This window comes from Acidovorax sp. LjRoot66 (assembly GCF_964253305.1).
Lineage (GTDB): Bacteria > Pseudomonadota > Gammaproteobacteria > Burkholderiales > Burkholderiaceae_C > Acidovorax.
Genome location: NZ_CAXUQU020000001.1, coordinates 4,444,198 through 4,456,802, shown reverse-complemented (window position 1 = coordinate 4,456,802; position 12,605 = coordinate 4,444,198). Strand labels below are relative to the sequence as shown.

Below are 12,605 nucleotides of genomic sequence, written 5' to 3'. Positions count from 1 at the left end.
GCCGCGCCATGGAATCCGCCATCCCCACCCACCTGCAATGCCCGCGCCTGCGCCACCGCAGGGTGCCCGACGACTACGTGCCGCCATACCCCGCAACGGTCGCGCGCTACCGAGCGGAAGTCACGCGCGTGGTCATGGGTTACTTCGGCATCCAGCACCGGGCCGACGCACCGGCGCCGGCATTGGCCGCCCGGGCGCTGCACTGCATCACCAAGGCCTTTGCCGCAGCCAACGGCCCGGGCCACTGGGACCGCGCGCAGTGCGTCGACCAGGCGGGCTACCTCAACACCATCACCATCGGCTACTGGGACAACCCGGCCGCCTATGCGGCCTGGTTTGCCGAGCACGGCGAGCGCTGGGCATCCGGCGCGTTCAACGAGCCCGGGCTGGGCCTGTTCACCGAGGTGCTGCAGCCCGCAGCGGACCGCTTCGAGACGCTGTTTTCCAGTGATGGGATCGAGGGCGTGGCCGGTGTATCCGCCGGCCTGGGCGAGCCCATCCAGGAGCATGCCTACTGGGGCGGCATGCGCGACCGCCTGGCCCTGTCGCAGACCGACGGCATGTCGCCGGCCGGGGCGCCGAAGGTGGTCACCGAGGGCCTGCACCAGCGCGTGCTGCCGCACGAGAACCTGTGCCTCATCCGCTCCGGCCAGGACTGGACCGGCACCCAGGGCGACGAGCGGCGCATGTACACGGAAGAAGTGGAGCCCGTGCTGCGCGCCGGCATGGATTTTCTGCAGCACCAGGGCCGCCAGGTGGACTGCTATGCCAACCGCTACATGAGCGTGGTGGACGCGGCGGGCAAGCCCATGGACAAGAGCTTCGGCATGGGCTGGTGGCGCAGCCTGGCGGCCCTTGAGCGCTGGGCCGAATCGCACCCCACGCACGTGGCCATCTTTGGCGCGGCCATGAAGTACCTGGGCACCATGGGCCCGGCGGCGCAGCTCAAGCTCTACCACGAGGTCACGGTGGCGACGGCGGCAGAGCAGTATTTCGAATACTTCAACTGCCACCCGCGCACGGGCATGCTGGGGGCGGCAGGGTAGGCGCTCCCTAGGGGCGGCACTCAACCCCGCTGGCAATCCGCCACGAAGGCGTCGAGCAGCGCGCCGAACTGCGCCGGGTTCTCCCATTGCACGGCGTGGCCGGCGCCTTCCACCACCTGCACCTTGCCGCGCCACAGGGTAGGGATGGTGGGGGCCAACCCGTCAAGGTAGGCCGCGTTCACGATCTGCTCGTGCGCGCCCTGCACGATGGCCAGGGGCCGGCCGATGGTGGCGATGATGTTGAGCTCATCCGCATAGCCCACGGTGCCTATGCCTGCCGCCAGGGATGCGCGGGCGTGGCCGTCCGTGCGGCGGGCGTCCTGCAGCATGAAATCGGCTGCAGCCACGCCGGGCGCCATGTAGTCGGCCACCCAGACGCGGGCGTCGTCCTCGGACCAGTCCTTGACGAAGCCCAGGCCGAGCTTGAGGAAGGCACCGCCGAAATCCGCCGTGGGCGGAAACGGCAGGGGCGGCGTGCCGAAGACCATGAAGCCCGCCGCCTGCGGCAGGGATGCCGCCGCTTCGAGCACGGCATGCCCGCCCAGGCTCCAGCCCACGAACACGGCGTTCTCCACCCCCATCTGGCCGGCCACGGCGCGGACCACATCGGCATAGCCGGGAATGCTGTAGACCGTGCTGCGCACCATTTGCTCGGCATCGGCGGACTGGCCGTGGCCCGGCAGGTCCGGCGCGATCAGGCGGTACTTCCTGCCCAGCTCGCCGGTGAGCAGGGGCTCCCACACGCGCGACGAGGAGGAGTTGCCATGCACCAGCACCACGGCCGGGCCGCTGCCGCCGCTGTCGTGCACCGAGATGCGCTCGGAGCCGATGGAGAGTACGCGGCTGGGCGATGCTTGGGCGTCGAAGGTCGAATCTGCGGACATGCGGTCGGGCTCCCTGGCGGTTGGTTCAATGGGCGAAATGTGGTGCACCCTCGGTTCACTGCGGCGGCAAAAAGGCCTCGGCCAGCCGTACCCAGAACGCGCCGCCCACCACGATGTTGCCGTCATGGAAATCGTACCCCGGGTGGTGCACCATGCAGCCGCCGGGGGCATTGCCGTTGCCGATCTGCAGGTAGGAGCCGGGCACCTTCTCCAGCATGAAGGCAAAGTCCTCGCTGGCGGGCAGGGCCGCGGCCTGCAGCGTCACGCGCTCGGGGCCCAACAGGTCCAGGGCCACCTCGCGCGCCAGTTCGGTCTCCGCCGGGGTGTTCACCAGCACGGCGTAGCCCGGCCGCCAGTCGAGGCGGGCCACCACGCCGTAGCCCGTGGCGGTGGCGTCCATCAGCGCGCGGATGCGCTGCTCCAGCAGCGCACGCACGCCGCTGTCCATGGCGCGTACGCTGATCTCCAGCACGGCGCTGGCGGGGATCACGTTGTTGGCCTGGCCGGCGTGCAGCGCGCCCACCGTCACCACGGCCATCTGCTGCGGGTCGACATTGCGCGAGACGATGGTCTGCAGCCCCATCACCAGGCTGGCCGCAGCCACCACCGGGTCGATGGCCACGTGCGGCATGGCGCCGTGGCCGCCCACGCCCTCCAGGGTGATGGTGGCGTAGTCGCTCGACGCCATGGCCGGTCCCTCGCGCAGCAGCAGGTGGCCCTGTTCCACGCCGGGCATGTTGTGCATGGCAAACACGGCATCGCAGGGGTAGCGCTCGAACAAACCGTCGGCCATCATGCGCAGCGCGCCGCCGCCGCCTTCTTCGGCGGGCTGGAAGATCAGGTTCAGCGTGCCGCTGAACTGGCCGTGCTCCGCGAGGTACCAGGCCGCCGCCATCAGCATGGCGGTGTGGCCGTCGTGCCCGCAGGCGTGCATCACGCCCGGGTGGGCGCTGCTCCAGGCGACGCCCGTGGCCTCGGTGATGGGCAGGGCGTCCATGTCGGCGCGCAGGCCCAGGCGCGGGCCCTGGCCGCGCACCAGCCTGCCCACCACCCCGGTGCCGCCGATGCCGCGCTCCACCGCATAGCCCCAGCGCTCCAGCCGCTCCGCCACCAGTTCGGCCGTGCGCTGCTCCTCGAAGGCCAGCTCCGGGTGGCGGTGGATGTCGCGGCGCAGGGCGATGAACTCGCGGGCGCGCTCCTGCAGGGTGTCGAACAAGCTGCTGTTCATTGTCGTCATCGTCATTGCGGCTGCAGGTTGATGGAGCGGGCGATCTCGCGGTAGCGGGCCGTTTCGCTCTCGAAGAAGGCGGTGGATTCGGCCAGCGTCATCGCGGGCGATGCCACCATGGACTGCGCTGCCAGCTGGGTGTGCACGGTCGGGTCCTTGAGCGCGCGGCCGATGGCCTGGTGCAGGCGCTGCACCACGGGCTCGGGCGTCTTCTTGGGCACCATGAAGCCGGTCCAGATCTTGTACGAAAAGTTGGGCAGGGCCTTGCCCTCGCTCACCGTGGGAATGTTCTTGAGCATCTCCGAGCGCTGCGCGCCCAGTTGGGCAATGATCTTCAGCCGCCCCTGGTCGGCCATGGCGCCCATGGCCGAGCTGTAGACCAGCACCGCAAAGTCGAGCTGCCCGCCGCCCAGGTCCTGCAGCAAGGGCGCATTGCCCTTGTAGGGGATGTGCTGCATGGTGGTGTGCGTGGTCTGCTGCACCTTCTCCAGGATCAGGTGGTACAGCGAGCCGATGCCCACGCTGCCGTAGCTCAGCGGGTCCTTGCCCGGCGTGCGTGCCAGAGCGATCAGCTCGTCCACGCTGTTCACGCCCAGGTCCTTGCGGGTCACGAAGACCATGGCCGCGTCGGACACCGGGTGCACCAGGCGGAAGTCCTCCGTGCGCAGCTTCACTGCGGCATTGGCCAGCGGCGCCAGGATAGCCTCGTTGGGCGAACCCTGGAAGATGTAGTACCCGTCGGCCGGCGCGGCCAGCACCTTCTGCGCGGCCATGGCGCCGGCTGCGCCGCCCAGGTTCTCCACGATCACCTGCTGGCCCAGCTCGCGGGTCATGGGGGTGTTCAGGATGCGGGCCATCGCGTCGGACGGGCCGCCCGCAGGGTAAGGCACCATCAGGCTTACCGGCTTGGCGGGGTAGGCATTGGGTGCCTGGGCCAGCGCGGCCAGGGGGCTGGCGCCGAGCACCAGGCCCGTGAGCCCGGCCAGTGTGGCGAGCAGGCGTTTCATCGCAATCGTTGTGTTCATTGATCGATCCCTTGCAGACAGATTGGTAAGCGGCCATGGCATCCCATGGTCTCCATTTCTTCGACACCCCTGGTTCCGCCACGCTTCTCTTGTCGGGGGCTGTGGCAGGTCAGTCGGGCCATCTTAGGATTGGGCTATCTGCGCGTCCAATGCATTGCAAAGTGGGTTAGCATGAGTTGAAGTTATTCAATTTTCTTGCACCAGAAGGGGGCAACCGGCATGACTTTGGTGCAGCTTCGGCACTTCATTTCGCTGGCGCAGACCGGCTCGTTCAGCAAGTCGGCCGAGGCCATGCACCTCACGCAGCCCGCGCTCAGCCGCAGCATCCGCGCCATCGAGGACGAGCTCGGCCTGCCGCTGTTCGACCGCATCGGCCGGCGCAGCGAACTCACGCCCTTTGGCCGCCAGGTGCTGCAGCGCGCCCAGCGCCTGGTGGACGATGCCGCCGAGCTGCATGCCCTGGGCCAGCGCATGCAGCAGGGCGAGGGCGGCGCCATCCGCATCGGCCTGGGCTCGGGCCCCGGCGCCTTGCTGATGACGCCGCTGCTCATGCAGGTGGCTACGCGCCACCCGCAGCTCACGCTGGAAATCTCGCGCGGCAGCACCGACCGGCTGGTGCAGGCCCTGCGCGACCGCCAGCTCGACGCCCTGGTGATCGACGCCCGCTCGCTGCAGCCCGCCACCGACCTGCGCACCGAGCTGGTCTGCGAGATCCGCGGCTCCTTCATGGTCCGGCGCGGCCACCCGCTGCTGCGCAAGCGCGGCGGCGTGCGCTTCGAGATGCTCAAGGACTACCCCATCGCCTCCACCCCGCTCAGCGATGAGGTGGCGCGCCGGCTCATGGAAACCTACGGCCCCGAGGCGCACCCCGCCGCCTGCGTGACCCTGCGCTGCGAAGAGATACCGAGCCTGGTCGAGGTGGTGCGCAAGAGCGACGCCATCCTGCTGGCCGTGCGCGCTGCCGCGCCCGACCTGGTGGAGCTGCCCATGGTGCCCGGGGAGATCACCACCGCGCTGTTCGGCCTGGTCACGCTGGCCGGCCGCGCCGAAGCCCCGGCCATGCCCATCGTGCGCACACTGGTGCAGGAACTTCTGAAGGACTAGCCGCCCAGCATGCGCAGGGCCAGGCCCGCCAGCGCACAGCCGGCCAGCAGCGGCAGCACCCCCAGCTTGAAGCGGAACAGCGCCATACCGGCCAGCACGGTGATGGCGACGGACGCGATGTCCACCCCACCGGCAAAGCCCTGCGGCCACCACACGTGCCAGGCGAAGAACAGGGCCAGGTTCAGGATCACGCCCACCACGGCGGCGGTGATGGCCGTGAGCGGCGCCGTGAAGCGCAACTGGTTGTGCGTGGTCTCTATCAGCGGCCCGCCGGCCAGTATGAACACGAACGATGGCAAAAAAGTGAAGAAGGTCACCACCGATGCCGCCAGCGCGCCGGACCAGAAGGCCGCGTCGGGCCCGAGCACGTTGTGCAGCCAACCGCCGAGAAAGCCCACGAAGGCCACCACCATGATCAGCGGGCCGGGCGTGGTCTCGCCCAGCGCCAGGCCGTCGATCATCTGCCTGGCGTCGAGCCAGTGGTAGTGCTCCACCGCACCCTGGTAGACATAGGGCAGCACGGCATAGGCTCCGCCAAAGGTCAGCAGCGCCGCCTTGGTGAAGAACCAGCCCATCTGCGTGAGCGTGCCCTCCCAGCCCACCAGCGCCACCAGCACCCCCATGGCCGCCAGCCACAGGCCGCCGCCCACGGCCAACACCTGCGCCAGGCGCTTGCGGCTGAACAGGGCATGGGCCGGGGTGGGTGTGTCGTCGTCGATCAGCGCGGGCCCATAGCCCCGCTGGGCGCTGCCGTGGCCTCCGGCCGTGAACAGCTGCGGCCAGCGCTGCCCGGCCACATGCCCGGCGAGCGCGGCCGCGAGCACGATGGCCGGGAAGGGCACGCTGAACGCCATGATGGCCACGAAGGCTGCCGCCGCCATGCCCCAGAGCCAACGGTTCTTGAGCGCGCGCGTGCCGATGCGGTGGGCTGCATGCAGTACCAGCGCCGTCACCGCCGGCTTGATGCCGTAGAAGATGCCCTCCACCACGGGCAGGTGCCCATAGGCGATGTACACCCAGGACAGCAGTATCAGCAGCACCAGCGAGGGCAGCACGAACAGCCCACCCGCCACCAGAGCGCCGCGCGTGCGGTGCATCAGCCAGCCGATGTAGGTGGCCAGTTGCTGCGCCTCGGGGCCGGGCAGCACCATGCAGTAGTTGAGCGCATGCAGAAAGCGCTTCTCGCTGATCCAGCGGCGCCGCTCCACCAGCTCGGTGTGCATGATCGCGATCTGCCCTGCCGGCCCGCCAAAGCTGATGCAGCCGAGCTTGAGCCAGAACCACAGGGCCTGGGCGAAACCCACGTCGGCGGGGCGTGCATCGGCGGCGGCGCCGCCGCCCTTGTCGGCCATCGTGGCCAGGTTGCTCGTGTCGGTCATTTCATTCACATCGGTCATGCTGGCACGCCTTCGGGCGCCCAGCGGTGGCTTTCCTGCGGCCCTGTCACCCCCTGGCGGCACCAGGCGTAGAGCGCGTCGTACACGGGCATGGCCGCCGCAAGCATGCCCAGGTCGTCGCTGGCGTGCAGCTGCGAAAGCCCCAGCGACAAGGCCAGAAGCCCTGCGGCCTGCGGCGCCAGTTGCAGCTGGTCGGTATCGGCACCGCGCACGATGCGGGCCAGCGCAGCCAGGGCCGGGTCGGCCTGCAGTCCCAACGCGGCCAGCAGCGCATCGAAGCTGCACAGCGCGCCCTCGTGCGTGATGGGCGCACCGGGAATGTCGTAGGCCACGGCATGGAGCCGCTGCGCCTCGGGCAGCACCTGCGCCGCTTCCACGTAGAGGAACTCCGCGCGCGGGTCGATGAAGCGGCGCACCAGCCAGGGGCAGGCAATGCGGTCGATCTGGGGCCGTGCGCGGGTGATCCAGCGCGATGGGGCCGTGCCATCCACGCCCAGGTCGGGCCGCTTGCGCAGCGCCAGGGGCCGCACGGCGCGCCAGCGGGCCAGGTCCTCGGGCGTGTCGACGCCGGGCTCGCCCCCCTCGAACCCTCCCGCCAGGAAGCGGGCATTCCAGCCCGCCTGCCGCAGCACGGCCGCAGCCTCCTGGCTCACGGCATGGCCGTACACGCAGTACACGACGGCCTCACAGGGCGGGGCGTTGGCGGCCAGGGCGGCGATGTCTTCGGGTGTGCAGTGCCGCGCGCTGGCCAGCAGGTGCGTGCTCTCGGCAAAGCGGGGCCGCCGGCGCACATCCAGGATGAGCGGGGCACGGGGCGTGCCGATGCGGGCGGCGAGGTCTTGGGGAAGAACGGAAAGGGGAAGGGCGTTGCCCATAGAGGTGTCCACGGATGACTCCGGCAAAGAGTGATCAGCGCTTGGATGGGACACCATCTATCCGTGAGGATTCGGGAGGCTGGATTCCCGATGCGCAAATCTTAGCAGGAGTCTTTGACGCACTCTCCGTCGCAAGCGCTGGCACCCCTGGCCCTGCCAATGCACGTCCGTTCCGGGAAAACCCCTAACAAGTTGGTATTGCAACTGGTTGGTAAGCCAACCATAATTTGACGCATATCAACACGACTTGCGAGCGCATTGCCACGCAGGCGTCCAACCCAGGAGACTCCCCATGAACCCGACCCGTCGCACCCTTGCCTGCGCGCTGCTTGCCGCATCCTGCCTGGCCCTTGCCCCCGTGCAGGCGCAGGCGCAAAGCACTGCCGTCAAGGTGGGGGTGGTGGGGCCGTTCTCGGGGCCGTTCGCACACTACGGCGCACTGTTCAAGGCGGCGGCCGAGGCCTATGTGGCCAGCCAGGGCGGCAAGCTCGCGGGCAAGGAGATCGAGTTCATCTACCGCGACACCGGTGGCCCCAACCCCGGCCAGACCAAGACCCTGGTGCAGGAGCTCATCGTCAAGGACAAGGTGGACTACCTGGGTGGCTTCGTCTTCACGCCCAACGCGCTGGCCGTGGCGCCGCTGATCCAGCAGTCCCAGACGCCCACCGTCATCTTCAACGCCGCCACCTCGGCCATCACCGAGAAGTCCGAGTACTTCATCCGCACCAGCTACACGCTGTGGCAGGTCACAGTGCCCATCGCCCAGTGGGCCGCCAAGCAGGACATGAAGAAGGTGGTGACGGCCGTGACCGACTACGGCCCCGGCATCGACGCCGAGACGGCATTCAAGGCCGAGTTTGCCAAGCAGGGCGGCACGGTGGTCGAGAGCATCCGCATGCCCATCGCCACCACCGACTTCGGCCCCTTCGTGCAACGCATCAAGGCCAGTGGCGCGCAGGCGGTGTACACCTTCCTGCCCGGCGGCCCGCCCAACCTGGGCTTCGTCAAGGCCTACAACGAGAACGGCTTGGCCAAGGCCGGCGTGCAGTTCCTGGGCACGGCCGAGACCGATGAGTTCGATCTGCAGAAGTTCGGCGACTCGGCCCTGGGCCTGACCACGGCGTTCCACTACTCCGGTGCCCATGACTCGCCCGAGAACAAGAAATTCGTCGACGCCCTCAAGAAGCGCGACCCCGCTGCCGTGGCCAACTACGCCTCGGTGGGCGCGTGGGACGGCATGTACGTGATCCACAAGATGATCGAGGCCACCGGCGGCAAGAAGGACGGCGCGAAGGCCCTGGCCACCGCCCGCACCCTGCAGTGGGAGAGCCCGCGCGGCCCGGTGCGCATCGATGCCAAGACCCGGCACATCACCCAGAACGTCTACCTGCGCAAGGTGGAGCGCGTGGGTGGCCAGTTGGTCAACAAAGAGGTGCAGAGCTTCGGCCCGCACGGCGACTACGGGCTCGACAAGTAAGCCACGCACCCCCAGGTCTGCACTGAAGTCGCTGCCACCGTGAACACCTTTTTCAACATCCTGATCGACGGGCTGGCCTACGGCATGGTGCTGTTCGTCATTGCCGTCGGCCTGTCGGTCACGCTCGGCCTGATGCGTTTCGTCAACCTCAGCCATGGCGCCTTTGCCATGGTGGGTGGGTATTGCGCGGCCTGGCTCACCCGCGAGGCACAGTGGAGCTTCTGGCTGGCCGTGCCCCTGGCGATTGCCGCCACCGCGCTGCTGGGTGCCGTGCTCGAAGCGCTGGTGCTGCGCCACCTGTACCGCCGTAAGGAGCTGGACCAGGTGCTTTTCACCATCGGACTGAGCTTTGTGCTGATCGCCGCCACCAACGCCATTGCCGGCCCGCAGGTGCAACTGATCACGCTGCCCCCGCTGCTGGCCGGCTCGGTGGACCTGGGCTTTCGCACGCTGCCGGCGCAGCGCCTGCTGGTGATCGGTGCCGGGCTGGCCGTGGCAGCGGCTGCCGCGTGGACGGTGACGCGCACCCGCTTTGGCGTGTGGCTGCGTGCCGCAGTGGACCACAGCGGCACCGCGTCCACCCTGGGCATACCGATCCGCACCGTGCAGTGCGCCAGCTTTGCGGCCGGCGCCGCGCTGGCCGGCTTCGGCGGCATCCTGGGTGCCGAGCTCATGCCGCTGGAGCCGTACTACGCCCTCAAGTACCTGGTGCTGGTGCTCGTGGTGGTGGCCGTGGGCGGCATGGGCAGCATTGCCGGTTCGCTGGCTGCCGCCGTGCTGCTGGGCACCATCGAGACTGCCAGCCGCTACCTGGCGTCCGAATGGGGCAGCCTGTTCTTCTTTGTCGCCATGGCCGCACTGCTGGCCTGGCGCCCCCATGGTCTCCTGAAGCGATGAGCAATCCCACCATGACCCACCCTGTGCAAGCCGCCGCCGTGGCCACGCCCGTGCAGCCTGCCCAGGCGGCACCGCGCTGTGCGCCTGCCTGGCGCGCACCCCTGTTGCTGCTGGTCGCGGGCCTGGTGGCCTGCGCCGTGTTCCCCGACCAACTGGGGCTCATCACGCGCATTTTCATCACCGGCCTGTTCGTGCTCTCGCTCGACCTGGTGGTGGGCGTGGCGGGCCTGGCCACGCTGGGGCATGCGGCCTTGTTCGGCCTGGGCGCCTACGCGGCCGGCATCTTTGCGCTGCATGCGCATGCCGACCCGTTGCTGGGCCTGGGCGTGGGCATGGCGGCAGGCGCTCTCACGGCGCTGGTCTCGGGCGCCTTTCTGCTGCGCTACCAGGGCTTCACCTTTCTCATGCTGACGGTGGCGGTCTCGCAGATCGTGCTGAGCCTGGTGCAGAAGGCGCGCAATTGGACGGGTGGCGACGATGGCCTCTCGGGCTTTGCCATGGCGCCGCTGCTGGGCCGCTTTGCGTTTGACCTGGAGGGCAAGGTGGCTGCCGTGTACTCGCTCGTGGTGCTGGTGCTGCTGTTCTATGTCGCTCAGCGCATCGTGCAGTCGCCGTTTGGCCTAGCGGTGCGCGGCATCCATGAAAACCGCGCCCGCATGGCCGCCCTGGGCACGCCCGTGTTCCGCCGCCTGTGGCTGCTGTACACGGTGGCAGGTGCCCTGGCCGGTGCCGCTGGCGCCCTGTCGGCCCAGACCAATGCGGTGGTGGGCACCGACAGCCTCTCGTTCGCGCTCTCGGCCGAGGCGTTGGTCATGCTCATCCTGGGTGGGGCAGGGCAGCTCACCGGTGCACTGGTGGGTGCCACCGTGTTCACGCTGCTGCACCACACGGCCGCGTCCATCAACCCCTACCACTGGCTCTTCGTGGTCGGCGGCCTGCTGATGCTGGTGGTGCTGGTGCCGCCCGCAAAGGCCTGGGCCTGGCTGCGCCAGCGCGCGGGAGGTGTGCGATGAGCGGCCATGCCATCCCCGACACCCTGCTGGATGTGCAGGCGCTGGACAAGCGCTTCGGCGGGCTGCATGTCACGCGCAATGTCTCCTTTCAGCTGCGCGCGGGCGACCGGCTGGCGCTGATCGGCCCCAATGGCGCGGGAAAGACCACGCTGGTCAACCAGATCAGCGGCGTGCTGGAACCCAGTGCCGGCCACATCTGGCTGCGCGGTGCCGACGTCACGCGCACCAGCCAGGCCCAGCGCGTGCGCGCCGGGCTGGCCCGCACCTTCCAGATCACCACGCTGGCGCCGCACTTTGCGGTGCAGCGGCAGATCGAGCTGGCGCTGTTCGAGCGCGAAGGACTCACGGGCCGCCTGTGGCGCAGCATCGACGGCTACCCCGCGCTGCAGGCCGAGGCCCAGGACATCCTGGCCCGCTTCGGGCTGCAGGCCCATGCCGCCACGGCCACACAGGACCTGGCTTATGGCGAGCAGCGCCTGATCGAGATGGCGCTGGCCCTGGCCCTGCGGCCCAAGGTGCTGCTGCTCGACGAGCCCATGGCCGGCGTGCCCAAGGGCGACGGCGCCCGGCTGCTGGCAGCGCTGGACGCACTGCCCGGCGACCTGGCCGTGCTCATCATCGAGCACGACATGGACCTGGTGTTCCGCTTTGCCAACCGCATCGTGGTACTGGCCGAAGGCGCCGTGCTGGCCGATGGCTCACCCGACGAGATCCGCCGCGACCCGCGCGTGCGCGCCGCCTACTTGGGAGCATGAAATGAAACACCCCCTGAGTCGCTTCGCGCCTTCCCCCTCTCTCATATTGCTTCGCAATCTGGGAGGGGGACGCCCCCAGCGCGGCGGGGCGGCCCTTGCGCGGGGGCACTGGCTCTGGCCGCGCCAGTTGCATGCAACTCGGGTGGCGCGCGGTGCTATGGATAACTGAGATGACAAAGATGAATGCCTCTCCCATGCTGAGCCTGCAGAACGTGGTGGCCGGCTACGGCCCCACCACCGTGCTGGACGGCCTGTCCTTCGACGTCCATGCCGGCGAGCGCCTGGCCATGATCGGCCGTAACGGCGTGGGCAAGACCACCGCGCTGCGCGCCGTGATGGGCCTGGTGCCCCTGCGCAGCGGCAGCCTGCAATTCATGGGGCAGGACATTGCCGCGCTGCTGCCGCACCAGCGTGCCGAGCTGGGCCTGGGCTATGTGCCGCAGACGCGCGACATCTTCCCCTCGCTGACGGTGGAGGAGAACCTGCTGGCCGGCCTCAAGCGCCGCCCGCGCAGCGCGCTCGACGAGGCCTACGCCCTGTTCCCGCGCCTGGCCGAACGCCGGCGCAACGGCGGTACCCAGCTGTCGGGCGGCGAGCAGCAAATGCTGTCGGTGGCACGTGCGCTGCTGGGCCGGCCCACGCTGCTGCTGCTCGACGAGCCACTGGAGGGCCTGGCCCCGCTGATCCGCCAGGAGCTGCTGCGCGCCTTTGCCCAGATGGCGCAGCAGACCGGCATCGCCACCATCATCGTGGAGCAGCAGGTGGACGAAGCCCTGCGCTACGCCCAGCGCGCCGTGGTGCTGGACCATGGCACGGTGGTCCATGAAGCTGGCGCCGCCGAGCTGCTGGAAGACGAAGCTACGCTAGAGCGTTGGGTGGGCATGGCCGTCCACTGACAACCCTC

12 protein-coding genes are annotated in these 12,605 nt (G+C 69.2%); 7 read left to right on the top strand and 5 right to left on the bottom strand.

Annotation, left to right across the window (positions count from 1 at the left end; all coding sequences use genetic code 11):
- The first annotated feature begins 8 nt into the window (after nt 1-8).
- Nucleotides 9-1,046, top strand: coding sequence for a phenylacetaldoxime dehydratase family protein (locus tag ACSQ3Y_RS20920; RefSeq protein ID WP_436178741.1), 1,038 nt, complete (start codon nt 9-11; stop codon nt 1,044-1,046).
- Nucleotides 1,047-1,066: 20 nt separating this feature from the next.
- Here ACSQ3Y_RS20920 and ACSQ3Y_RS20915 read toward each other — a convergent pair whose 3' ends face one another.
- The 3 genes from ACSQ3Y_RS20915 to ACSQ3Y_RS20905 are packed head-to-tail and all read right to left on the bottom strand — an operon-like array spanning nt 1,067 to nt 4,183.
- Entirely contained in the window at nt 1,067-1,930 is an 864-nt protein-coding gene (locus tag ACSQ3Y_RS20915; RefSeq protein WP_082604448.1) for an alpha/beta fold hydrolase, read from the bottom strand.
- A gap of 55 nt (nt 1,931-1,985) precedes the next feature.
- Complete coding sequence (locus ACSQ3Y_RS20910) at nt 1,986-3,167, bottom strand: M20 aminoacylase family protein (protein ID WP_436178740.1); 1,182 nt, start codon at nt 3,165-3,167, stop codon at nt 1,986-1,988.
- Nucleotides 3,168-3,169: 2 nt separating this feature from the next.
- Nucleotides 3,170-4,183 (bottom strand): tripartite tricarboxylate transporter substrate binding protein, encoded by a 1,014-nt coding sequence (locus ACSQ3Y_RS20905; protein WP_428000389.1) that lies wholly within the window; start codon nt 4,181-4,183, stop codon nt 3,170-3,172.
- A 219-nt stretch (nt 4,184-4,402) separates the two neighbouring features.
- Between ACSQ3Y_RS20905 and ACSQ3Y_RS20900 the strand changes: the two genes are divergently transcribed.
- Complete coding sequence (locus ACSQ3Y_RS20900) at nt 4,403-5,287, top strand: LysR family transcriptional regulator (protein ID WP_057206917.1); 885 nt, start codon at nt 4,403-4,405, stop codon at nt 5,285-5,287.
- On the opposite strand, the gene chrA is transcribed toward ACSQ3Y_RS20900, so the two are convergent.
- On the bottom strand, nt 5,284-6,639 hold the full coding sequence (gene chrA, locus ACSQ3Y_RS20895; RefSeq protein ID WP_436180147.1) for a chromate efflux transporter: 1,356 nt from the start codon (nt 6,637-6,639) through the stop codon (nt 5,284-5,286). The genes ACSQ3Y_RS20900 and chrA overlap by 4 nt on opposite strands.
- 41 nt (nt 6,640-6,680) lie before the next feature.
- On the bottom strand, nt 6,681-7,571 hold the full coding sequence (locus ACSQ3Y_RS20890) for a chromate resistance protein ChrB domain-containing protein (RefSeq protein ID WP_235514814.1): 891 nt from the start codon (nt 7,569-7,571) through the stop codon (nt 6,681-6,683).
- A 280-nt stretch (nt 7,572-7,851) separates the two neighbouring features.
- On the opposite strand from ACSQ3Y_RS20890, the gene ACSQ3Y_RS20885 reads away from it, so the two are divergent.
- From ACSQ3Y_RS20885 to ACSQ3Y_RS20865, 5 genes are all read left to right on the top strand, one after another.
- Nucleotides 7,852-9,036, top strand: a complete 1,185-nt coding sequence (locus ACSQ3Y_RS20885) for an ABC transporter substrate-binding protein (RefSeq protein WP_436178739.1) — start codon at nt 7,852-7,854, stop codon at nt 9,034-9,036.
- A gap of 39 nt (nt 9,037-9,075) precedes the next feature.
- Nucleotides 9,076-9,933 (top strand): branched-chain amino acid ABC transporter permease, encoded by an 858-nt coding sequence (locus ACSQ3Y_RS20880; RefSeq protein ID WP_057206911.1) that lies wholly within the window; start codon nt 9,076-9,078, stop codon nt 9,931-9,933.
- Between the two features lie 11 nt (nt 9,934-9,944).
- Nucleotides 9,945-10,946, top strand: a complete 1,002-nt coding sequence (locus ACSQ3Y_RS20875; protein ID WP_436178738.1) for a branched-chain amino acid ABC transporter permease — start codon at nt 9,945-9,947, stop codon at nt 10,944-10,946.
- The gene (locus ACSQ3Y_RS20870; RefSeq protein WP_428000395.1) at nt 10,943-11,701 is read left to right on the top strand and encodes an ABC transporter ATP-binding protein; all 759 of its coding nucleotides are present in this window, start codon (nt 10,943-10,945) and stop codon (nt 11,699-11,701) included. The genes ACSQ3Y_RS20875 and ACSQ3Y_RS20870 overlap by 4 nt, the downstream gene beginning before the upstream one ends.
- Before the next feature lie 179 nt (nt 11,702-11,880).
- The gene (locus ACSQ3Y_RS20865; protein ID WP_436178737.1) at nt 11,881-12,597 is read left to right on the top strand and encodes an ABC transporter ATP-binding protein; all 717 of its coding nucleotides are present in this window, start codon (nt 11,881-11,883) and stop codon (nt 12,595-12,597) included.
- Nucleotides 12,598-12,605: the final 8 nt, after the last annotated feature.